Below are 20,686 nucleotides of genomic sequence, written 5' to 3'. Positions count from 1 at the left end.
GGTGGGTGTGTGAGTGATCTCGTTTACGCATGGCTGGGCGACACTCCCGTCCCGTACCACCAGGGCTGGGATCTGCAGAAGCGGCTCCACGAGCGCCGCGTCGCCGATGAGGTGGCCGACACGGTCCTGTTCCTGGAACACGAGCCCGTCTACACCGCCGGAAAACGCACCGGGAGGTGGGATCGTCCCATCACCGACCCCGGAGCGCCCGTCGTGGACATCGACCGGGGCGGCAAGATCACCTGGCACGGCCCCGGGCAGCTGACGGTGTACCCCATCGTCCGAATGCCCGACCCCGTGGACGTGATCGCCTACGTACGGATGCTGGAGGAGGCCATCATCCGCACCATCGCGGAGTACGGCCTGACCGGCAGGCGGGTGGAGGGGCGCACCGGGGTGTGGCTGGACGCCGACCCCGAGCGCGGTCTGATCGAGCGCAAGGTGGCCGCCATCGGCTGCCGGATCGCCCGTGGGGTCGGTATGCACGGACTCGCGTTGAACTGCAACAATGATCTGTCGTGGTACGACCGGATCATCCCGTGCGGGATCACCGACGCCGGGACCACCTCGCTCTCCGTCGAGCTGGGGCGTGACGTGACCGTGGCCGAGGTACGGCCGCTGATGGAACGCCACCTGGCGGACGTCCTCGGCGCGGAGGGGTACAGCCACACCGACGGCGCCGAACTGCTCTCCGGCGCCACCGCCCGTGGATGACACACCACACCATGAGCCAGTCCCCGCAGGGACGAAGCGCCCCCACAAGGGGCGGAAGGGTCCCCGTCACGGGGCACAGAAGGGAACGGGTTCACGTTGACCATCGCTCCTGAGGGCCGCAAGCTGCTGCGCGTGGAGGCGCGCAACAGCGAGACCCCCATCGAGAAGAAGCCGCCGTGGATCAAGATCAAGGCGCACATGGGGCCCGAGTACACCGAGCTCCACTCCCTGGTCAAGAGCGAGGGCCTGCACACGGTGTGCCAGGAGGCCGGGTGCCCCAACATCTACGAGTGCTGGGAGGACCGCGAGGCCACGTTCCTCATCGGCGGCGACCAGTGCACGCGGCGCTGCGACTTCTGCCAGATCGCCACCGGCAAGCCCACCGCCCTGGACCGCATGGAGCCGACCAAGGTCGCCAACTCCGTGAGGACCATGGGGCTGCGCTACGCCACCGTCACCGGGGTGGCCCGTGACGACCTGGAGGACGGCGGCGCCTGGCTGTACGCGGAGACCGTCCGCAAGATCCACGAGCTCAACCCGGACACGGGCGTGGAGCTGCTGATCCCCGACTTCAACGCCGACCCGGAGCAGCTCGCCGAGGTGTTCGGCTCGCGTCCGGAGGTGCTCGCGCACAACATCGAGACGGTGCCGCGGATCTTCAAGCGCATCCGTCCGGGCTTCCGCTACGAGCGCTCCCTCAGGGTGATCACCGAGGCCCGCGAGGACGACCTGGTCACCAAGTCGAACCTGATCCTGGGCATGGGCGAGACCCGTGAGGAGATCAGCGAGGCGATGCGCGACCTGCACGAGGCCGGGTGCGACCTGCTCACCATCACCCAGTACCTGCGCCCCTCCAAGCTGCACCACCCGATCGACCGGTGGGTGAAGCCGGAGGAGTTCGTGGAGCTGGGCCAGGAGGCCGAGGAGATCGGCTTCGCCGGTGTCATGTCGGGTCCGCTGGTGCGTTCCTCCTACCGCGCCGGACGCCTGTACAAGCAGGCGCGGGAGAAGCGGGACGCCGAGAACAACGCCCTGGCGAACAACGCGTAACGGGCCTTTCGCCCGAGTCGTGACCAACCTGGAACGGTGGCCCGCGGGCCACCGTTCCTCACATAGGAGCACGTCCACATATCCTGGTGAGGAGAGGCGCCCCGTCGGTGGCGCCGCAAGGCGCCGCACCCAGGTCGACCGCGAAGAGGAGGCAAGGCAGCCCAGGGATCTCCTTCCCCGCCGACCAAGGTCGGCGCGCGCTGCCTGAGAGCACGATGGCGAAAAAGGGTTCCCAGAACACGGCTCAGGGCAAGGACGGGGCCGAGAAGCAGCCGGGCCGTCTCAAGCAGATCGGCATGGTCGCCAAGGTCGTCCACCAGCAGAGTCCGCGCAGCATCCCGCTCGCGGTCGGCGCCGCGGTGGTCATCCTCGCGGTCTTCGTCGGTATCGGCCTCTGGACCGGCTCGTGGATCCTGTGGCCGCTGACCGGTCTGCCGGTCGCCTTCCTGGTCGGCTTCATCATCTTCACCCGCTCCGCGCAGCGCGTCCAGTACAAGATGCTGGACGGGCGCCTGGGCGCGGGGATGGCGATCCTGGAGAACATGCGCGGCAACTGGTCGGTCGAGCCCGGTGTGGCCGCCAACAAGCAGATGGACGTCGTACACCGCGTGGTGGGCCGCCCCGGCGTGATCCTGGTCGGCGAGGGCGACCCGGGCCGCCTCAAGCCGCTGATCGCCGGCGAGAAGAAGCGCGTCTCCCGCGTCGCCTACGACACCCCCATCTACGACTTCAAGGTCGGCAACGGCGAGGACCAGGTGCCGGTCTCCAAGCTCCAGCGCACCCTGGTCAAGCTGCCCCGCAACCTGGACAAGGCCGGGACCGCCGAGCTGAACTACCGGCTCAAGGCGCTGCCCGCCAAGATGCAGATGCCCAAGGGCCCCATGCCCAAGGGCGCGAAGATGCCCAAGGGCATGCGCGGCCAGATGGGCGGCTAGACGCCCCGGGCCGCAAGGCAGGCGTGGAGGGGTCGTCGCACCAACGGGTGCGACGGCCCCCTTCGCGTGTCCGGCCGGGCTCAGTCGGAGCCCTCGGGCCCCGCCTCGGGTTCGTAGCCGATCAGGTCGCCTGGCTGGCAGCGGAGCTCACGGCACAGCGCGGCCAGGGTGGAGAAGCGGATCGCCCTGGCCCGGTCGTTCTTGAGCACCGACAGGTTGACGACGGTGACGCCGACCCGCTCGGCGAGCTGGGTCAGGGTCATACCGCGTTCGGCCAGGAGCTTGTCCAGGTGGACGCGGATACCGTCGGCGTCCTCGGGCGGCATCAGACGAGCCCCCTGACGTCCTCGCGCAGCCGCGTGCCGCGGCGGAAGACCTCGGCGAGCGCGGCCAGGACGAGCCCGACGAAGACGTGGGTGAGGGAGATGCCGTTTCCCTCGGAGGCGCCCACCGCGAGGAAGAACCCGTCCGTGCCAAGGGCCCGGGACCGCAGGATCCCCTCGCAGACCATCCCGGTCAGGGGGACGAGCACGGAGGCCGCCAGGACCGTGAACGCGATGGTGTAGACGCGGCGCACGTTGGCGGGGACGAAGGGGTCGCCCTTGTCCAGGCTCTGGATGAGGCGCAGCACCATGGCCATCACCACGAGGGCCGCGGTGGCGCCCAGCATGCCGGGGGCGACCAGCAGGAGCCGCTCCGCGATGGTGGGGTCGTGGAACGTGAGCCGTATGGCCCCGGTCGGCCCGGTCTCGTAGACGGCGCCGGTGGTCGCCACGCCGACCCGGGGCTCGGAGGCCTCATCCGGGATCCGGACGGTGATGGTGTCGGGCACCGCTCCCCCGCCCGGGGGAAGGAGCGAAGCGGTCCACGCGAGGGCGAGGAGCATACCGAGGCCGGTGAGCCCGATACCGAGGATGAGGACGACCTGGACGATGACGCTGTCGGCCCGGCTCCAGCGGACGTGGTACCACCTGGACATGACACACCTTCCTTATCGTTTTTCGATAATAACGATAATCGATATGCCACAGTCTGTCATGTCCGTGCCGGGCCGTGGCCCCGAGCCCGCCCGCACACCTCCCCCCCGGACACGGGAAGGGCCCGTGAGCACCTTCCGGGGTGCTCACGGGCCCTTCCTCGCGGTCGTCGGGCCTACTCGCAGGAGACCGTGTCCTCGGCGGCGGACGCGGTGTCCAGCCCGGCCAGCGCACCCTCGCCCCCGTCCTCGGCCGGGGCGGAGCCGTCACCGGCCAGGCCGTACCAGTCGCTCTCCGCCATCACCAACTCCAGCTCCCCGCCGAACTCGGGGACCTCCTCAAGCCGGACGGTGTCGAGCGCGGCGGCGAGGGTCTGTGCCTCGGCCTCCTGGCCGGGGCCGTGGTAGATGGTGCTCTGCCGCGGGTTGCGCGGTCCTGGGTTGCCCACCCCGGTGACCGTGAAGCCCTTCTCCTCCAGGAGCCCCTGGACGGCGTCGGCCAGACCGTTCCGCGCGGTGCCGTTGAGCACCCGCACGGACACGTCGCCGGGTTCGACGGCCGGCTCCTCGGACTCCCCGCCCCCGTCCTCGCCCTCCTCTTCGGGCAGCACGCCACCGGAGGCGACGGCGGCGAACAGCTCGTCGGCGGCGGGCCGCTTGGGGTCCACCTTGTACTGGTGGGTCCGCGAGTTGACGACCGGCACCATCACCATGTTGATCCGGCTCAGGTCGACCTCGCGCATGGCGATGGCCAGCTCCGCCATCTTGTCCACGGTGAGCCCGTCGTCGGTCACCATGCTGTCGGTGACCGAGCCGAGGAAGTCGTAGAGCGTGGTGGGACTGGACAGGGTCTCGCCGCTGGTGACCTTGCGCAGGATGGCGCCGATCAGCCGCTGCTGGCTCTTGATCCGCCCCATGTCGTCCTGGTTCTCCGTGCTCTGGCGGGAGCGGGCCAGCGCGAGCGCCTCCTCACCGCTGAGGGTCTGCGTCCCCGGGTCCAGCGACAGGTGGGCCTTGGGGTCGTCCAGCTCCTCGGGGATGCACAGTTCGACGCCGCCGACGGTGTTCACGATGCTCTCGAACCCGGCGAAGTCCACCATCACCATGTGGTCCAGATGGATGTCGGTGGTCTCCTCCACGGTGTTGCCCAGGCAGTCCAGACCGCCGTAGGTCGCGGCGTGGTTGATCTGCTGCAGCCCGCCGGGCCATCCGGGGGAGTCGTCGACCGGATCGCACGGGGGGATGTCCACGATCAGGTCGCGCGGCAGGTTGACCATGGTCACGGTGCCGTTGTCCACGTTGATGTTGACGATGACCAGAACGTCGGGGCGCTTGCCGCCCGACTCGTTGTCCCCGCCCAGCAGCAGGATGTTGTGGATGCCCGCGACCTGTTCGGGGCGCTCACCCCAGGCGTCGGTGTTGATCTCCTCGGTCTCGATGCTGAGGGTGTCGCGGTACCCCCCGTAGACGGTCAGGCTCGCCGCGATGAGCAGACCGGTCACCCCGCACGCCACCCACTGGCCGGGACTCATCTTCCCGGCCAGGGCCGGGGACACGTTTCTGGGAGCCAAGGGGGCACCTGCGATCCGTCGTGGGACAAGGTCTGGTCCGGTCGCGGTGGGGTCAGGGCGCGCTGTGCGCGCGGCGACACGGACGTAACGGCCGGATGCTACCGGAAGGTACGAACCGTGTCAGATCGCGCCTGCTGCCCGGATCCGGTCAGCAGGCGCTCTCCTCCTTCTTCTCGGCGGTGGTGCCGCCCAGGTCCTCGGTGACGGAGATGTCCGGTTCGGAGTCGTCACCGGTGAAGCCGCCCCAGTCCTGTCCGATGACCAGCTCCAGGGTCTGGGGGAGGCCGGCGACCTCCTCGGTGACCGCGTTCTCCAGCGAGCCGGCCAGCAGGTCGGCCGCCGTCTCCTGGCCGGGCGCGTAGTAGACCGTGGTGCTGCTCGGAACCCGGTCCACGGGGTTGCCCGCGCCGGTGACGTTGTACCCCTGGTCGAGCAGGACGCCCTCGACCTCTCCCGCCAGGCCGTTGATGCCCGCGTTGTTGATGATCTGCACGGAGATCTCGGAGGGCTCGGGACCGGCCTCGGCCTCGCCGGACTCCTCGGGCTTCTCCTCCTCGTCGCCGCCCGCGAGGTCGGCGCCGGAGTTGATCGCCTCGAACAGCTCGGAGGCGTCGGGCTGCCTCATGGCCAGCCGGTTCGGGTCGGCGGGGTGCTGGCCGTTGGGCACGGTGACGAACTGGACGCGTTCGAGGTCGACCTCGCGCATGGAGATGGCGATGTCGGTCATGATGTCGACGGTCAGCTCCTCGTCGGTGGTCACCGAGTCGGTGACGGCGCCGAGGAAGTTGGTGATGGTCATCGGGCTGGTCATGACCTCGCTGCTGAGCACCTGGCGCAGCATCGCGCCCATGAACTCCTGCTGGCGGTCGATCCGGGACAGGTCGCTGCCGTCGCCCTGGCCGTAGCGGGAGCGCACGTAGCCCAGCGACTCCTCACCGTTGAGCGTCTGCCTCCCCGCGTCCAGCGTCAGGTGGGCCTTGGGGTCGTCGACCGGCTGGGGGATGCACATCTCCACGCCGCCGATGGCGTCCACCATGTCCTTGAACCCGGCGAAGTCCATCATGACGAAGTGGTCCAGGTGCACGCCGGTGATCTGCTCGATGGTCTGCCACTGGCAGCCCACGCCGCCGAAGGTCATCGCCGAGTTGATCATGCCGCTGTGCGCGCTCATCCCCGGGTAGCCCTCCACGGCCTCGCAGGCGGGCAGGTCCACCAGGAGGTCGCGGGGCAGGTTGACCAGGGTGGCCGCGCCGTTGTCGACGTTGATGCTGGCGATGAGCATGGTGTCGGGGCGCTCGCCCTCGGCCTCGCCGTACTCGGCGTTCTCCCCCGACCGGATGTCGGAGCCCATGATGAGCAGGTTCATCACGCCCTCGACGCTGGTGGGCCGGTCCCAGGCGTCGGTGTCCACCTGTGTGGTGGTGATGTTGCCGACGATGCCCTGGTACCAGCCGTAACCGCCGAGGCTGGCGATGATGGCCAGAGCGGTGGCGGCACAGGCGACCCACTGCCCTGCGGACATCCGCATGGCGTTGAGTGCGCCGGGGGGGCGGGGGGCGGAGCGTTTTCCAGCCATGCGAACCTTCGGACGGAGGCGAGGTGCGTGGGAAGGCGGGGCGGACACCGTGCGGGTTTCGGTCCGTCCCCGGGCCTTGTGATGAACGGATGCTAACAGCAGCTCGGAGCGGGTGCGCACACGCGTGCGGGCCGCGCCGAACGCGCCGGGGACACGGCGTGAGGGCTCAGTAGCGGGTGGCGACCGTTCCAGCGGCCCTGTCGTGCAGCCCGCGGGTGTCGCGGTCGTAGACCACGGCGGGGACGACCAGGCACAACAGCAGGGTGCGCACCGTCATGGAGACGAACCAGGGCCAGGAGCGCTCGCCGGTGGCGCGGATGCCCACACCGGCGACGCGGCGGCCGACGGTGGTGCCGAAGAGGGTGAGCAGGAGGATGTTCATGGCCGCGAAGACGACGAGGGCGGTGTTGTTGACCATCGGGGCGACCTCCTCAGCGGAGGTCGCGCCCGAGCCGACCAGGCCCAGGCCGTAGGCCGCCCAGGCCAGCATGAGGGCCAGCGCCCAGTCCAGGGCGAGGCCGACCAGGCGGCGGGGGACCCCGGGCACCGAGCCCGTGCCGCTCTCGGGCAGGCCGAGCCGGTTGCCCCGGTACCGGAAGTCGTCCCCGGGGGCGGTGGTGGCGCCCCGGCTCTCGTCACTCATGCCCCCACGGTATCCGCGTTCCCGGCGCACCCGTGTCCGGGCCGGTCGCGACGGTGTGACGTGGGCTCCGCGGACGGGTGGCGGGGCCCACAGCCGGCGTCGCGGAGCGTACCGTTCTGACTCCGTACGTGGTGGAATCACCGGGTCGGATGCGGTGGACTGCGGAAACGGACGGCTCCGTAACATGCAGGAAACAATAGAGACATGGCACGGAAACCACCCCCTCCTAGCTTCGATGACGAAGCCGGGAGACGGCGCGCGATCCGACGTGTCCGCGATGGGGCGGACCCCGGTCCACCGTCTCAGCCACCTGCACGGAGGTTCGTTTTGTTCAGCAGCGTCGACGAGGTGCTCGCCTATATCCGAGAAGAGGACGTCAAGTTCCTCGACGTCCGTTTCACGGACCTGTTCGGAGGCGTGAACCACGTTACCCTCCCGACCGAGAACGTCGACGAGTCGACGTTCACCGATGGCCAGATGTTCGACGGCTCCTCGATCCGCGGCTTCCAGGCCATCCACGAGTCCGACATGCTGCTGCTCCCGGACCTGAGCACCGGCGTGCTGGACCCCTTCCGCAAGCACAAGACGCTGAACATGACGTTCTTCGTCCACGACCCGCTGACCCTGGAGTCCTACAGCCGCGACCCGCGCAACGTCGCCCGCAAGGCCGAGGCCTATCTGCGCGGCTCCGGTGTCGCCGACACCGCCTTCTTCGGCCCCGAGGCCGAGTTCTACATCTTCGACGACGTCAAGTTCGAGACCCGGTCCAACACCGGCTACTACGAGATCGACTCGATCGAGGGCGCCTGGAACACCGGTTCCACCCTCGAGGGCGGCAACCGCGGCTACCGTCCCCGCTACAAGGGCGGCTACTTCCCGGTCGAGCCGGTCGACCACTACAGCGACCTGCGCTCGGACATGGTGCAGCAGCTGATCGAGTCGGGCATCGAGGTCGAGCTCCAGCACCACGAGGTCGGCACCGCGGGCCAGGCCGAGATCGGCATCAAGTTCGGCACCCTGCTCCAGCAGGCCGACCGCGTGCAGCTGTACAAGTACATCGTCAAGAACGTCGCCAACGAGGCGGGCAAGACGGCCACCTTCATGCCCAAGCCGCTGTTCGGCGACAACGGCTCGGGCATGCACTGCCACCAGAGCCTGTGGAAGGACGGCGAGCCGCTGTTCTTCGACGAGTCCGGCTACGGCCAGCTCTCCGACACGGCCCGCTACTACATCGGCGGCCTGCTCAAGCACGCCTCGGCGCTGCTGGCCTTCACCAACCCGACGGTGAACTCCTTCCACCGCCTGGTGCCCGGCTACGAGGCCCCGATCAACCTGGTCTACAGCCAGCGCAACCGCTCGGCGTGCATCCGCCTGCCGCTGACCGGCTCGAACCCGAAGGCCAAGCGCATCGAGTTCCGCGTGCCGGACCCGTCGGCCAACCCGTACCTGGCCTTCTCCGCCATGCTGATGGCCGGCATCGACGGCATCAAGAACAAGATCGAGCCGCCGGAGCCGATCGACAAGGACCTGTACGAGCTGCCCCCGGCGGAGGCCCAGGCCATCAAGACCGTCCCGGCGTCGCTGGACGAGGCCCTGGAGGCCCTGGAGGCCGACCACGAGTTCCTGCTCGAGGGCGGCGTGTTCACCAAGGACCTCATCGAGACCTACGTGGACTTCAAGCGCACCGAGGAGATCGACTCCCTGCGCCTGCGCCCGCACCCGCGCGAGTTCGAGCTCTACTACGACATCTAGGCAGCACCCGGCTGCCGGGTATACCCGGCAGCTCCCCTCGGGGCCGGTATCCGTTCGTGCGGATACCGGCCCCGAGCCGGTTCCGGGTTCCCGGCGGCCGGCCGCCGGGAACAGAAAGCGGCGGGTGCGGCCGCGAACGCCCGCCCGCCGACCGCACGGTTACCGTGGACGCGTGGCAAGGGACGGAAGAACCAACATGACGGCAGGCGCACTCGCCAGGCGCGGTTTCAGCGACAGCATCCGGGCCCTGCGGCTGGTGGCGGAGGCCGGCCTGGACGCCCAGGCCGACACCGACGTCATCGACGCCCTCGCGGCGGCTCCCGACCCCGACCAGGCCCTGCTCGGGCTGATCCGGGTCCTGGAGTCCGATCCCGACCCGGACGAGGTCCTGGACGCGTTGCGCGAGGACCGCGAGCTGCGTGCCCGGCTGTGCCGGGTGCTGGGCACCAGTACCGCCCTGGCCGACCACCTGGTGCGCCACCCGGGTGACTGGCGGGAACTGCGGGGCGCCGACGCCGCCCGCTCCCCCGAGCCGGAGGAGGTGCGCCGGGGGCTGATGCACACCGTGGGCGCCGACCCCCACAGCCCCGCGCCGGTGGCCGACCCCGCCGTGTCCGAGGACGGGTCCGCCGCCGCCCTCCGGCACCTCCTGCGCGTGGCCTACCGCAGGCGGGTGCTGCGCCTGGCGGGGCGGGACCTGACCGGCATGTGCACGGTGGACGAGGTCGCCGCGGAGCTGGCCGACCTGGCCGCCTCCCTGCTGGACGCGTCCCTGGCGGTGGTCCGCGCCGAACACCCCGAGGACGCGGCGCTGTGCCGCCTAGCGGTCATCGGCATGGGCAAGTGCGGCGGCCGGGAGCTGAACTACGTCAGCGACGTGGACGTGGTGTTCGTGGCCGAGCCGGTCGGGGAGGCCGGCTCCGAGGAGCCGGTGGACGACCAGGCCGCGATGCGTGCGGCGACCCGGCTGGCCACCGCGATGATGCGCGTCCCGACGGAGACCGACGCCGAGGGCACCCTGTGGGAGGTGGACCCGGCGCTGCGGCCGGAGGGGCGCAACGGGCCGCTGGTGCGCCCGTTGTCGGGACACCGCGCCTACTACGAGCGCTGGGCCAAGACCTGGGAGTTCCAGGCGCTGCTCAAGGCCCGCCCGATCGCCGGTGACGCGGAGCTGGGCCGGGCCTACATGGACGTGATCTCCCCGATGGTGTGGGGGGCCGCGAGCCGCACGGACTTCGTGGAGGACGTGCAGGCGATGCGCCGCCGGGTGGTGGCCCACATCCCGGCCGGGGAGGCCGAGCGGGAGCTCAAGCTGGGGCCGGGCGGGCTGCGCGACATCGAGTTCTCCGTGCAGCTGCTCCAACTGGTGCACGGGCGCACCGACGAGCGGCTGAGGTCGGGCAACACCCTGGAGGCCCTGGCGGCACTGTCCGGGCACGGGTACGTGGGGCGCAGGGACGCGTCCGGACTGGCGGACTCCTACCGGTTCCTGCGGCGGCTGGAGCACCTGCTGCAGCTGGAGCGGCTGCGGCGCACGCACATGATGCCCGACTCCGCCGTCCCGGAGGGCTCCGAGCACCTGCGCCGCCTGGGGCGGGCGCTCGGGTTCACCGCGGACCCGGTCAAGGAGCTGACCGCCGCGCGCCGCCGGGTGTCCTCGGAGGTGCGGCGCCTGCACGAGAAGCTGTTCTACCGGCCGCTGCTCAACGCGGTGGCCAGGCTGCCCGACGAGGAGGCCCGGCTGTCGCCGGAACAGGCCAGGGACCGCCTGGAGGCGCTGGGGTTCGCCGATCCGGGCGGTGCCCTGCGCCACCTGGAGTCGCTGACGTCGGGGGTCTCGCGGCGGGCGTCGATCCAGCGGACGCTGCTGCCGGTGATGCTGGGCTGGTTCTCCGACGCCCCCGACCCCGACGCGGGCCTGCTGGGGTTCCGGCAGGTGAGCGAGGCCCTGGGCACCACCCCGTGGTACCTGCGGCTGCTGCGCGACGACGTGCGGGTGGCCGAGCGCATGGCGTGGCTGCTGGGCACGAGCCGCTACGTGACGGAGCTGCTGCTGCGCGCCCCGGAGGCGGTGGCCATGCTGTCCGACGACGCCAACCTGGCGCGCCGCAGCCCGAAGGTGCTGGCGGCCGAGGCCGAGGCGGCCCAACGCCGTTACGACACGGCCGAGGAGTCGGTGGCGGCGGTGCGCGCGCTGCGCCGCCGCGAGCTGCTGCGCACGGCCGCCGCCGACCTGCTGGAGGTCTCCTCTGTCCAGGAGGTGGGCTCGGCGCTGACCGACATCGCGGCGGTGACCATCGAGGCCGCGCTGCGCCTGGCGCAGAAGCGGGTGGTGGCCGCGTCGCAGGACGAGCCGCTCACGCGGGTGTGCGTGGTGGCGATGGGACGGTTCGGCGGCGGTGAGCTGACCTACGCCAGCGACGCGGACGTGATGTACGTGCACGATCCCCTGCCGGGGGTGGACACGGGCGCGGCCACCAAGCAGGCGATGGCGATCGTGCGGGAGCTGGCGCGGCTGCTGGAGATGCCCGCGGCGGAGCCGCCGCTGAAGGTGGACACCGACCTGCGCCCGGAGGGGCGCAGCGGCCCGGTGGTGCGCACGCTGGATTCCTACGCCGCGTACTACAAGCGCTGGTCGCAGGTGTGGGAGAGCCAGGCGCTGCTGCGGGCCGCACCGGTCGCGGGCGATCCGGGGCTGCGGAAGGCGTTCACGGAGCTGATCGACCCCCTCCGGTACCCGCAGGGCGGGATCGGCTCCTCCGCGGTGCTGGAGATCCGCAAGCTCAAGGCGCGTATGGAGGCCGAGCGGCTGCCGCGCGGGGCCGATCCGACCCTGCACACCAAGCTGGGCCGGGGCGGGCTGTCGGACGTGGAGTGGGTGGTCCAGCTGACGCAGCTGCGCCACGCCCACGAGTACCCGGACCTGCGGACCACGGGCACGCTGGAGGCGCTGGGGGCGGCCGTGGCGCACGGGCTCCTGGACGAGGAGGACGGCGAGGTCCTGGGACAGGCCTGGAAACTGGCGTCGCGGGTGCGCGGGATGGTGATGCTGGTGCGCGGCCGGGGCGGAGACTCGCTGCCCACGGACCTGCGGGTGCGCGCCGCGGTGGCCGGCGCGATGGGATGCGGTGGCGGCGACGAGGACGAGGAGGTGTGGGAGGGCCCGTCGGACCGGTTGACCGACCTCTACCTGCGCACCACCCGCCGGGCGCGCGCCGTCATGGAGCGGGTCTTCTACGACGACTGACGCGGTGACCGCAAGGGTTGACCGGGCCGGTCCCGACCGGCGTGATCTTGTACCTGGAGCGATTTTGGGCGCCCGGCCTCGCCACGAGTACAAGATCAACGGGCGTGGAACCTCCTGCCCCACACCCGCAACGCTTACGGCCGGCCCACTGGGCGTGTCGGCCGCAGACGATGAGTCCGGACCGGGAAGGGGGGCGTCCCCGTGCCGTGGGAGTGGGGCACGGGGACGCCGGGGCCGGCAGTGGCGCGGCCCGGGTGGTGGCCGGCGGGTTTCTCTCGGGTCCGCGGCCGCCCGGTCCTCTCCGGGCGGGCGGGTGGCGCTCCGAAGCCGGGCGCCACGGTCCGTCAGCCGCTGCGCCAGGTGACGGTGCCGGCGGGGCCGACGCGGTTGGCGCCGGACTCCCACTCGGCGTTGCCCGCGCCGTCGACCTTGACCAGCTTCCACTCGGTGTCGGCGCCGATGGGGACGGTGCCCGACCACACGGGGTAGGTGGACGCGTCGGTGGACAGCCTCACCCCGTCCAGCGGGTTCCAGGAGCCCAGTTCGGGGGTGGAGCCGACCACGTACACCTCCTGGCCGTACCAGGTCTCCACGGTGGCGGAGACGCTGCTTCCGACGGGGTCCCCGGGGTCGCCCGGGTCACCGGGGTCGGTGCCGCCGTCGCACTCGGCGGAGCCGTCGCAGACTCCCCCCACGTGGACGGCGACCGCGCCGTCGGCCGGGACCTCGGCGCTGATCCGGCCCCCGGAGACGGTGACCGATCCGCTCCCGGCCGCGTTCTCGTACACGCCGTCGGGCATGGCGGTCTGCGCGGTCAGGTTCCAGGTGCCGCTTCCGGCGTTGAAGGCCGCGAAGCCGCGGTCGCCGCGGTCGAAGGCCACACGGGAGGCGCCGTCGGCGGCGCGCTGGACGATGCCGGTTCCCTCGGTGGAGGTACGGAAGGCGGCCATGCCCGCCACGGTGCCGTTGCGGTGTTCGCAGACCCAGTCGGCGCTGGAGCAGTCGGTGTCCTCGGTGATCCAGCCGGCGGGGTTGCCGTCGACCTCGCCGACGCTGGGCGGGCCCTCGGTCTGGTTGTCGCCGAAGTCGTAGCTCGACATCACCACGGGGGTGCCGTAGGGGTGGGCGAGCATGAAGGCGGTGGCCAGGTAGTAGCGGTCCCCGTCCTTGTAGGTGAGGGTCGGGGTGTAGCGCTGGGTGTCGTGGTTGTCGACGAACACCATGGCCTCGTCGGCGGTCAGGCCGCCGTAGTCGGGCATGTCGACCAGTCCGGCGATGTCGCCTCCGGCGAACCTTCCGGCGAAGTCGTTCTTGAAGTCGAAGTTGGTGACCTTCCCGTACGGGGTGTAGGCCGTGTAGGGCACCGTCTGGTCACCGTAGACCTCGTGGTAGACGTCGGGCTCGCCGCCGAAGCCGGGCACGTCGTCGAGTCCGCTGAAGATGGCGTCGACGTCGGCCTCGGCGACGTGCTTGGAGGCGTCCACCCGGAAGCCGCCCACGCCCATGGCCACGAGCCCGTTGAGGTAGCGGGTCAGCTGCTCGCGCACGTGCGGAGTGGCCGTGTCCAGGTTGGAGAGGTCCAGGAGCTCACAGTTCTGGACCTCCCACTTGTCGTTCCAGTCGCTGATGGTCTCGTAGCAGGGACCGAAGTCGTCGCGGCCGTAGGAGGCACTGCCGTCGCCGAACAGGTCGGGGTTGCCGTACTTCTCCCACGGGGTCCCGTTGCTGCCGGTGCCCGTCCCGGGCCCGGTCATGTGGTTGATGATGACGTCGGCGTAGATCCGCACGCCGTTGTCGCGGCAGGTGGCGACCATGGCCTCGAAGTCCTCGGCGGTGCCGCGCCGGGTGTTGTCGACCTGGTAGGAGACCGGCTGGTAGTCCTGCCACCAGGGGTAGTTGCCGCCCTCGGCGAAGGGGATGACCACGTGTTCCTGGGGCGGGGAGACCTGGACGCCGCCGAAGCCGTTCGGTCCGAGGAAGTCCTCGCACTCCCGGGCCACGGAGTCCCAGTTCCACTGGAAGAGGTGGACGATGGTCTCGCCGTTCTGTTCGGTGGCCGCGGCCTCGGCGGGGACCGGGGCGGCGGGGGCGGACGCCCCGGGGGCCGCCGCGGCCGGAGCCGCTAGCAGGCCGGCTCCGAGCACGGCGGCTCCCGCGAGGGAGCCGAGTCTGCTTCTGTTCATGTTCGCTCCTTGGGGGGAGGGAGTCTCGCGGTGGGGCGGCACCGCCCCACCGCCGCCCTCTTGCAGTGTTTGCAAGAGTTTGCGTGAGCGTGATGAAGGTAACAGACGAGTCCGCTCTTGTGAACAGTCCGTGTCATCGGGATGTCGTCTTTCACTCAGCGCGACGAACAACGCTCCCACCTGGACGGACACCCGACCCATCAGGGCCTTCGCCCTGAGGGCGCCCCAGGGCGCCGCCGCCGTGAACTGCGGGGACGGCCGCGGGAGCCTTCTGCGCGCAGCATGAAAAACCTTGCAAGGTTACTGAAAGGCACAGAAAAAACCGGTGGCGGTACGGACCACGGGCTCCGCACCACCACCGGCGAGGAGCGGTCCGCGTAGGACCGCGCCGGGGACCGCCGGAGGGCGGGACTACCAGAAGACGGCCACGCCGATGTTGAGGACGGCGAGCACGCCCGCGATGACGGCGAGGTTGTTGGCGGGCTTGCGCAGGTTCAGCACGCCCACCACCACGACGGCCAGCGCGACCACCAGCTTGACCGCGACCTTGACGTGGTCCAGTTCGGTGAGGTCGGCCATCTCGGCGACCCCGACCAGCAGCAGTCCGGTGACGAGCTGGAGCAGGGAGCTGTGCAGCAGGACCTTGGTCGACTTGGCGTTACCGGTCATGACCTGCATGAGGAAGCCCGCCAGGATGCCCGCGAGGCCGAGCATGTGGAGGAAGACGAGCGCGGAGTAGAAGATGTCCATACCGGAACACTACTACGCCTTGTAGTCGTCAATCGGCCCCGGGACCGGCGGCACAGCGCGTCCGGCGGCGCCGACCCCGGCCGCGGGCCCGGGGCCACGGCCGGGGCTCCCCCGCCCCGGCTCACCCGCGCCCCGCGGCACTCCTGCGCCGCCACAGCACCCAGGCCAGCCCCGCCAGCAGGGCCGCACCCGCGGCCCTCAGCAGGCCGTCGCGGTCCATGTACTCCGACATCCGCCACGCCACGGTCGCCTCCCTGACGACCACCGTGTCGCTCGCGCACGTGGCCGGGTCGGCGTCGCGCTCCAGCAGCAGGCAGGCGGTGCTCGTCAGGCGCTCCCGGCCCTTGGCCCCCTCCGGCACCCGCACGCGCACGGTGTACACCGACTCCTCCCCCGCGGGCACGGCGACCTGCCAGTTCACGATGCCGTCCTTGACCACCCCGTCACCGCCGACCTCCACGATCTCCAGCGACTCGGGGACGTGCTGGGCGATCAGGGCGCCCTCCACCGCGTCGCCGTTGCCGTTGGCCAGGGTGGTGCGCAGTGTGAGCTCCTGCCCCGGCCGCGGCGGTTCCGCGCCCGCGTCCAGGGTCAGGCCCATCCCGGGGGCCTGGTCGACGCCGCCCGCGAGCCGGACCTGCGGCGCCTCCCCGGACCGGTCGGCGGCGAGCGCCGGGGCGGCGAACACACCCGCCGCCACCAGGCCGATCGCGACCGCCCGCCCGTACACCGTGTTCCGGCTCTTCCGGACCATCCCAGTCATCCGCGCCTCCCGCGTGTTCAGGATCCGACACCCCTAGACAACTATGGGTGATCACACGAGTGCATGTGGTGACACGCCCTTCGGTCCCGGGACTCGGGGCCGAAGGGTCGCTCCTCCGGGGCCTTAGGGCGGCACATGCCCTGTTCCTCCCCAGGACTGGGATTCCTCCCCATGTGCGCCCCGGGGTCTTAGGGAGATCGTGGACACCAGTCGGCGGGGACACGGAGTCCGCGCCCGAGAACGGGGAGAACACCGTGTTCCACAGCGACCTGATGAACGCCAACGCCCGGGCGATGACCGAGCAGCGCGTCCGCGAGATGCAGAACGTACGCGCGGTCTACCGGGCCCGCACCGAGGAGCGCGCACGGCGCAGGCGCGAGCGCCTCGAACGCCGCCGTCCACGGCGCGACCGCGAGGACTACGGCCGCGCCGTCTGAGGCCCCGGACACCCGCGCGGAGCCCGGCTCCGGGAGCTGGGGCTGACCCAGGGGCCGCACCGGCACCCCTCCGCCCCTCTCCCCCGGCTACCCCCTCTTGCCATAACTATCGAATATCGATAGATTTCCATCGTGATTCGATTGAGGGAGACGCAATGGGAAAGCTGACAGTGCTCGCGCTGCGCACCGTGCTCGTGATGCTGCTCGCCGGCTCGGTGTTCCTGCAGGCGGTGATGGTGCCGCTGCTGGCCGTCGACCTCGGTGAGACCGACCCGGAGCTCGCGTTCCCGCGCGCCCAGGTCCTCGTGATCGTGTTCCTGGGCATCGTGACGGCCCAGGTCGTGCTGGCCTGCGTGTGGCGGTTGGTGACGATGGTGCGGCGCGGCACCGTGTTCTCCCACGCCGCCTTCCGGTACGTGCACATCGTGATCGGCGCGTTCGTCACGGCCGCCGTCCTGACGTTCGCGCTCGCGGTCGTGCTGGCGCCGGGCGAGGCCGTCCCCCCGGGTATCGTCCTGCTGGTGTGCGGAGTCGTCGTGGCGATCCTGGGTGTCGCGCTCATCGTGCTCGTGCTGCGGATGCTGCTCGCCCAGGCCGTCGCGCGCGACATCGAGGCGGCGCGGATGCGGGCCGAGCTCGAAGAGGTGATCTGATGCCGATCGTCGTCGACATCGACGTGATGCTGGCCAAGCGGAAGATGTCCGTGGGAGAGCTCGCGGACCGAGTCGGGATCACGCCCGCGAACCTGGCGGTGCTCAAGAACGGCCGGGCCAAGGCGGTGCGCTTCACGACGCTCGCCGCGCTCTGCGAGGTGCTCGAATGCCAGCCAGGGGACCTGCTGCGCTGGGAGGCCAAGGACGCCGTGCAGGCGGGCGACGCCGCACTGTGACCGCGACGGCCTCCCCGCGTCCGGCCGTCAGCGCAGCCGGACGTGCCTCCCGCCCGCTCCCCCGGTGCCGGAGGACGGGGGCGCCGCCGGGAGGAGCACCGCTCCCGCTTCGGCCGGGCCGTCTGGGGCCGGTGTGCGAGCCCCGACGGCAACCGCGATGTCCGACCTTGTGGGCATAATGAGCGTCATGCCCGTTCTTGTCGAGAGCAACACCGTGTTCGTGGGCCGTGAACCCGAGCTCCGACTCCTCCGGGACCACGCCGGGCGGTCGTACACCGAGGCCCCCGGAGCGGTTCTGATCGGCGGGGACGCGGGCGTCGGCAAGAGCCGCCTGGTCGGCGAGTTCGTCTCGGCCCTGCCCCAGGGGTCGGTGTTCGTCGGCGGCTGCCTCCAGCTCGGCGTGGACGGACTGTCCTACGCCCCCTTCACCGCCGTCCTGCGCCAGCTCCTGCGCGAACGCGGCCGGGAGGCCTTCGAGACCGCCGCGCCCGGCGGGGTGGGCGAGTTCGCCCGACTCCTGCCGGAACTGGGCGAGGTACCCGCCCAGCGCCCGGAGAACCGGGGCATCCTCTTCGAACAGGTCCTGCGCCTGCTCAATCAGGCCGCCGGGTCCGGCGGTGTCACCGTGGTGCTGGAGGACCTGCACTGGGCCGACGGCGCCACCCGCGACCTGCTCGTCTTCCTCGTACGCAACCTCGACCTTCCGGGCGTGCAGATCGTCGCCACCTACCGCAGCGACGACCTGCACCGCGCCCACCCCCTGCGCCGCCTGCTCCCCGAGCTGCGGCGCGTACCCGGCGTCGAGGCGCTCGAACTGGCACCGCTGAGCCGCGACGAGGCCGGTACCCAGGCCGCCGCGATCCGGGGCACGGCGCTCACCCACCACGAGATGGACGAGCTCTACCGGCGCACCGAGGGCGTCCCCCTGTTCGTGGAGTCGTTCGCGGCGTCGGTCGGCGACCCCGGCGGCGACGGCCACGACGTGCCCGACCAGTTCCGCGACCTGCTCCTGGAACCCCTGCACCGGTTCGACGACACCGCCCTGTCGGTGCTGCGCGTGGCGTCGGTCGGCGCGGTCTCGGGCAGCATCGAGCACGAGATGCTCTACCACGCGGCCGGCCTGGCCGAGCGCGAGCTGGAGTCCGCCCTGCGCACCCTGGTGGACGCCAACGTGCTGCGCGCCGACCGCACCGGGTACCGCTTCCGGCACGCCCTGCTGCGCGACGCCGTGCACGGCGAGCTGCTTCCCGGCCCCCACGCCCGGCTGCACATGCGCTTCGCCCAGCTCATCGACGAGTACCCCGACTCCGTCCCCCTCGACCGGCGGGCCGCCGAGCAGGCCCACCACTACAACGCCGCGCAGGAGCTGCCCAGCGCCCTGCAGGCGGCCTGGTGGGCCGCGGTGCGCGCGAGCGACACCCTCGCCTACGGGGAGGAGCTCGACATGCTGGAGCGTGTCCTGGCCCTGTGGGACCGGGTGCCCGACGCCCGGGAGCGGGTACAGGGCCTGTCCTGGGCCGAGGTGGTCAGCCGCGCGGCGGGGGCCGCCGTGGAGGCGGGCCGCCCCCGGCGCGCCCTCGACCTCGCCGACGAGGCCCTGGCCACCCTGTCCGAGGACGACCGGGACGACCACACGCTGATGGTGCGGGCGTGCCTGCTGCGCCGCCGCGGGCTGGCACGCGCCGAGGAGGCCTGCGGCAGCGGGATCATCGACCTGATCACGGCCCTGGAGCTGCATCCGCCGCACATGCCGGGGTACGTCATCCTGGTGGCCATCCTGGCCAGGGAGAGCATGGTCCACCGCGGTGACCGGCGCGAGACGCCCGGACAGGAGCGCCTGAGGGAGCTGGAGAGGGCGGAAGGTCCACGCGCGCACTGGCGGAGGAGGCCATCGCACTCGCCGGTTCCGCCGGCCAGGAGGACATGTGCGCGGCCGCCGACGCCCGCATCACCCTGGGCGGGCTCCACATGGACTCGGGGGACCTGGAGAGGGGCCGTCCGCTGATCGAGGAGGCCATCGGCTACGCCGCCGAGATCTCCGACCCCTCCCTGGAGGCGCGCGGAGCGGGCAACCTGGGACACTTCCTCCGCGAGCTGGGCCACCACGAGGAGGGTCTGGCGGTGCTGGAGGAGTCCCTGGCCCGGCACGAGGCGATGGGCTGGGCGTCCGTCCACAAGACCTTCAACCACCAGAACCGCGCGGAGATCTACTTCGAGCTGGGCGACCTGGCCGGGGCGCGGCGGATCGTCGAGGCGGTCCTGCGCACCCACCCGCTCAGCAAGCACCGCTACTACGTCGACGCGGTGCTGGCCCGGTCGGCCGCCGCCCAGGGAGACCTGCCCGCCGCGCGGCGGGCCATGCGGGCGCCGGGGCGGTCGGACGCCCTGACCTCGCAGCGGATGAACATCGTGCAGCTGTCCCTGCTGGCGCTCCTGGAGACGGACCTGGTCGCGGGCGAGGTCGACGACGCGCTCGCGGTGTCCGAACGGGCCCTGGAGCGGCTGGTCCTGGAGTCCGCGCACGGGTACACGTGGCCGATGGCGGACGTGATGGCCGAGGCGGCGCGGCGGGGCGCGGCGCCGGGCCGCTCGGAGGAGACGGCGGCGCGGGCACGCCGGGTACGGGACCTGGTGGCCGACCTGGTGACGCTGATGCCGGCCCACGGAACGGCGCAGCAGGCCTACCAGATGTCCGTGGCGGCCCGGGTCGCGGCGGTGGACGGCGTGGAGCCCGCCGCGCTGCTGGAGCGGTGGACGGCCGCGGTGGCGGCCTGGGAGGCCACGCCGATGCGGCTGCACCTGGCGGGCGCCCGGTTGCGGGCGGCCGAGGCGGCGGTGGCGGGCGGGGACCGGGGTCGGGCCCTTGAGTGGGTACGGCAGGTGCACACGGCGGCCGAGGAGTGCGGGGCGGTACCGCTGGCCGGCGCCGCGGCGGACCTGGCGCGCAGGATGGGCTCGGGGCTGGTGGAGGACACCGCACCGCCCGCCGTGCCGGCCGGGCTGACCGCGCGCGAGGCGGAGGTGGCGCGGCTGCTGACGGTGGGCAGCACCAACGCCCAGATCGCCGGAGAGCTGTTCATCACACCCAAGACCGCGAGCGTGCACGTGTCCAACATCCTGGCCAAGCTCGACGTGCCCAACCGGGCGGCCGCCGGGGCCCGGCTCCGGGAGCTGGGGCTGGCCTAGGGCCTGTTTGGGAA

16 protein-coding genes and 1 pseudogene are annotated in these 20,686 nt (G+C 71.5%); 9 read left to right on the top strand and 8 right to left on the bottom strand.

Going from position 1 to position 20,686, the window contains the following annotated elements:
- Nucleotides 1–9 precede the first annotated feature (9 nt).
- The 3 genes from lipB to A6A08_RS09345 all read left to right on the top strand — a co-directional run bounded on the left by lipB (nucleotide 10) and on the right by A6A08_RS09345 (nucleotide 2,699).
- Nucleotides 10–714 (top strand): lipoyl(octanoyl) transferase LipB, encoded by a 705-nt coding sequence (lipB, locus tag A6A08_RS09355; RefSeq protein ID WP_073702156.1) that lies wholly within the window; start codon nucleotides 10–12, stop codon nucleotides 712–714.
- 96 nt (nucleotides 715–810) lie between these two features.
- Entirely contained in the window at nucleotides 811–1,764 is a 954-nt protein-coding gene (gene lipA / locus A6A08_RS09350; protein WP_073702155.1) for a lipoyl synthase, read from the top strand.
- Between the two features lie 215 nt (nucleotides 1,765–1,979).
- Nucleotides 1,980–2,699 (top strand): DUF4191 domain-containing protein, encoded by a 720-nt coding sequence (locus A6A08_RS09345; protein ID WP_073702154.1) that lies wholly within the window; start codon nucleotides 1,980–1,982, stop codon nucleotides 2,697–2,699.
- Between the two features lie 80 nt (nucleotides 2,700–2,779).
- Here the strand turns inward: A6A08_RS09345 and A6A08_RS09340 are convergent, their stop codons facing one another.
- The 5 genes from A6A08_RS09340 to A6A08_RS09320 all read right to left on the bottom strand — a co-directional run bounded on the left by A6A08_RS09340 (nucleotide 2,780) and on the right by A6A08_RS09320 (nucleotide 7,465).
- Complete coding sequence (locus A6A08_RS09340) at nucleotides 2,780–3,025, bottom strand: helix-turn-helix transcriptional regulator (RefSeq protein WP_073702153.1); 246 nt, start codon at nucleotides 3,023–3,025, stop codon at nucleotides 2,780–2,782.
- Complete coding sequence (locus A6A08_RS09335) at nucleotides 3,025–3,678, bottom strand: DUF2975 domain-containing protein (RefSeq protein ID WP_073702152.1); 654 nt, start codon at nucleotides 3,676–3,678, stop codon at nucleotides 3,025–3,027. The genes A6A08_RS09340 and A6A08_RS09335 overlap by 1 nt, the downstream gene beginning before the upstream one ends.
- Nucleotides 3,679–3,851: 173 nt before the next feature.
- Nucleotides 3,852–5,207 (bottom strand): LCP family protein, encoded by a 1,356-nt coding sequence (locus tag A6A08_RS09330; RefSeq protein ID WP_073702213.1) that lies wholly within the window; start codon nucleotides 5,205–5,207, stop codon nucleotides 3,852–3,854.
- 187 nt (nucleotides 5,208–5,394) lie between these two features.
- Entirely contained in the window at nucleotides 5,395–6,822 is a 1,428-nt protein-coding gene (locus tag A6A08_RS09325; RefSeq protein ID WP_073702151.1) for an LCP family protein, read from the bottom strand.
- A gap of 166 nt (nucleotides 6,823–6,988) precedes the next feature.
- Nucleotides 6,989–7,465, bottom strand: coding sequence for a transporter (locus tag A6A08_RS09320; protein WP_073702150.1), 477 nt, complete (start codon nucleotides 7,463–7,465; stop codon nucleotides 6,989–6,991).
- A 327-nt stretch (nucleotides 7,466–7,792) separates the two neighbouring features.
- Here A6A08_RS09320 and glnA point away from each other — a divergent pair, with 327 nt between their 5' ends.
- Nucleotides 7,793–9,217: a type I glutamate--ammonia ligase gene (gene glnA / locus A6A08_RS09315; protein ID WP_073702149.1), complete on the top strand. Its 1,425-nt coding sequence runs from the start codon at nucleotides 7,793–7,795 to the stop codon at nucleotides 9,215–9,217.
- A gap of 196 nt (nucleotides 9,218–9,413) precedes the next feature.
- Nucleotides 9,414–12,464: a bifunctional [glutamine synthetase] adenylyltransferase/[glutamine synthetase]-adenylyl-L-tyrosine phosphorylase gene (locus A6A08_RS09310; RefSeq protein ID WP_073702148.1), complete on the top strand. Its 3,051-nt coding sequence runs from the start codon at nucleotides 9,414–9,416 to the stop codon at nucleotides 12,462–12,464.
- Between the two features lie 344 nt (nucleotides 12,465–12,808).
- On the opposite strand, the gene A6A08_RS09305 is transcribed toward A6A08_RS09310, so the two are convergent.
- The 3 genes from A6A08_RS09305 to A6A08_RS09295 all read right to left on the bottom strand — a co-directional run bounded on the left by A6A08_RS09305 (nucleotide 12,809) and on the right by A6A08_RS09295 (nucleotide 16,160).
- Complete coding sequence (locus A6A08_RS09305; protein WP_073702147.1) at nucleotides 12,809–14,647, bottom strand: carbohydrate-binding module family 20 domain-containing protein; 1,839 nt, start codon at nucleotides 14,645–14,647, stop codon at nucleotides 12,809–12,811.
- 411 nt (nucleotides 14,648–15,058) lie between these two features.
- Nucleotides 15,059–15,397 carry a hypothetical protein gene (locus A6A08_RS09300; protein ID WP_073702146.1) on the bottom strand — a complete coding sequence of 113 codons (339 nt, stop codon included), beginning with the start codon at nucleotides 15,395–15,397 and terminating at the stop codon, nucleotides 15,059–15,061.
- 121 nt (nucleotides 15,398–15,518) lie between these two features.
- Nucleotides 15,519–16,160, bottom strand: a complete 642-nt coding sequence (locus tag A6A08_RS09295) for a hypothetical protein (protein WP_242422287.1) — start codon at nucleotides 16,158–16,160, stop codon at nucleotides 15,519–15,521.
- Between the two features lie 254 nt (nucleotides 16,161–16,414).
- Between A6A08_RS09295 and A6A08_RS09290 the strand changes: the two genes are divergently transcribed.
- The 4 genes and pseudogenes from A6A08_RS09290 (at nucleotide 16,415) to A6A08_RS29340 (ending at nucleotide 20,672) form a co-directional block, all read left to right on the top strand.
- Nucleotides 16,415–16,597 (top strand): hypothetical protein, encoded by a 183-nt coding sequence (locus tag A6A08_RS09290; RefSeq protein WP_073702144.1) that lies wholly within the window; start codon nucleotides 16,415–16,417, stop codon nucleotides 16,595–16,597.
- Nucleotides 16,598–16,752: 155 nt separating this feature from the next.
- Nucleotides 16,753–17,250: a DUF2975 domain-containing protein gene (locus A6A08_RS09285; protein WP_073702143.1), complete on the top strand. Its 498-nt coding sequence runs from the start codon at nucleotides 16,753–16,755 to the stop codon at nucleotides 17,248–17,250.
- A complete protein-coding gene (locus A6A08_RS09280; protein WP_073702142.1) occupies nucleotides 17,250–17,486 on the top strand; it encodes a helix-turn-helix transcriptional regulator in 237 nt (78 codons plus the stop codon). The genes A6A08_RS09285 and A6A08_RS09280 overlap by 1 nt, the downstream gene beginning before the upstream one ends.
- Before the next feature lie 187 nt (nucleotides 17,487–17,673).
- A pseudogene (locus A6A08_RS29340) lies at nucleotides 17,674–20,672 on the top strand (AAA family ATPase).
- Nucleotides 20,673–20,686: the final 14 nt, after the last annotated feature.

Source organism: Nocardiopsis sp. TSRI0078 (assembly GCF_001905145.1).
GTDB lineage: Bacteria > Actinomycetota > Actinomycetes > Streptosporangiales > Streptosporangiaceae > Nocardiopsis.
The sequence above is the reverse complement of the archived record's forward strand: the minus strand, read 5'-3'. Positions and strand labels throughout refer to the sequence as shown.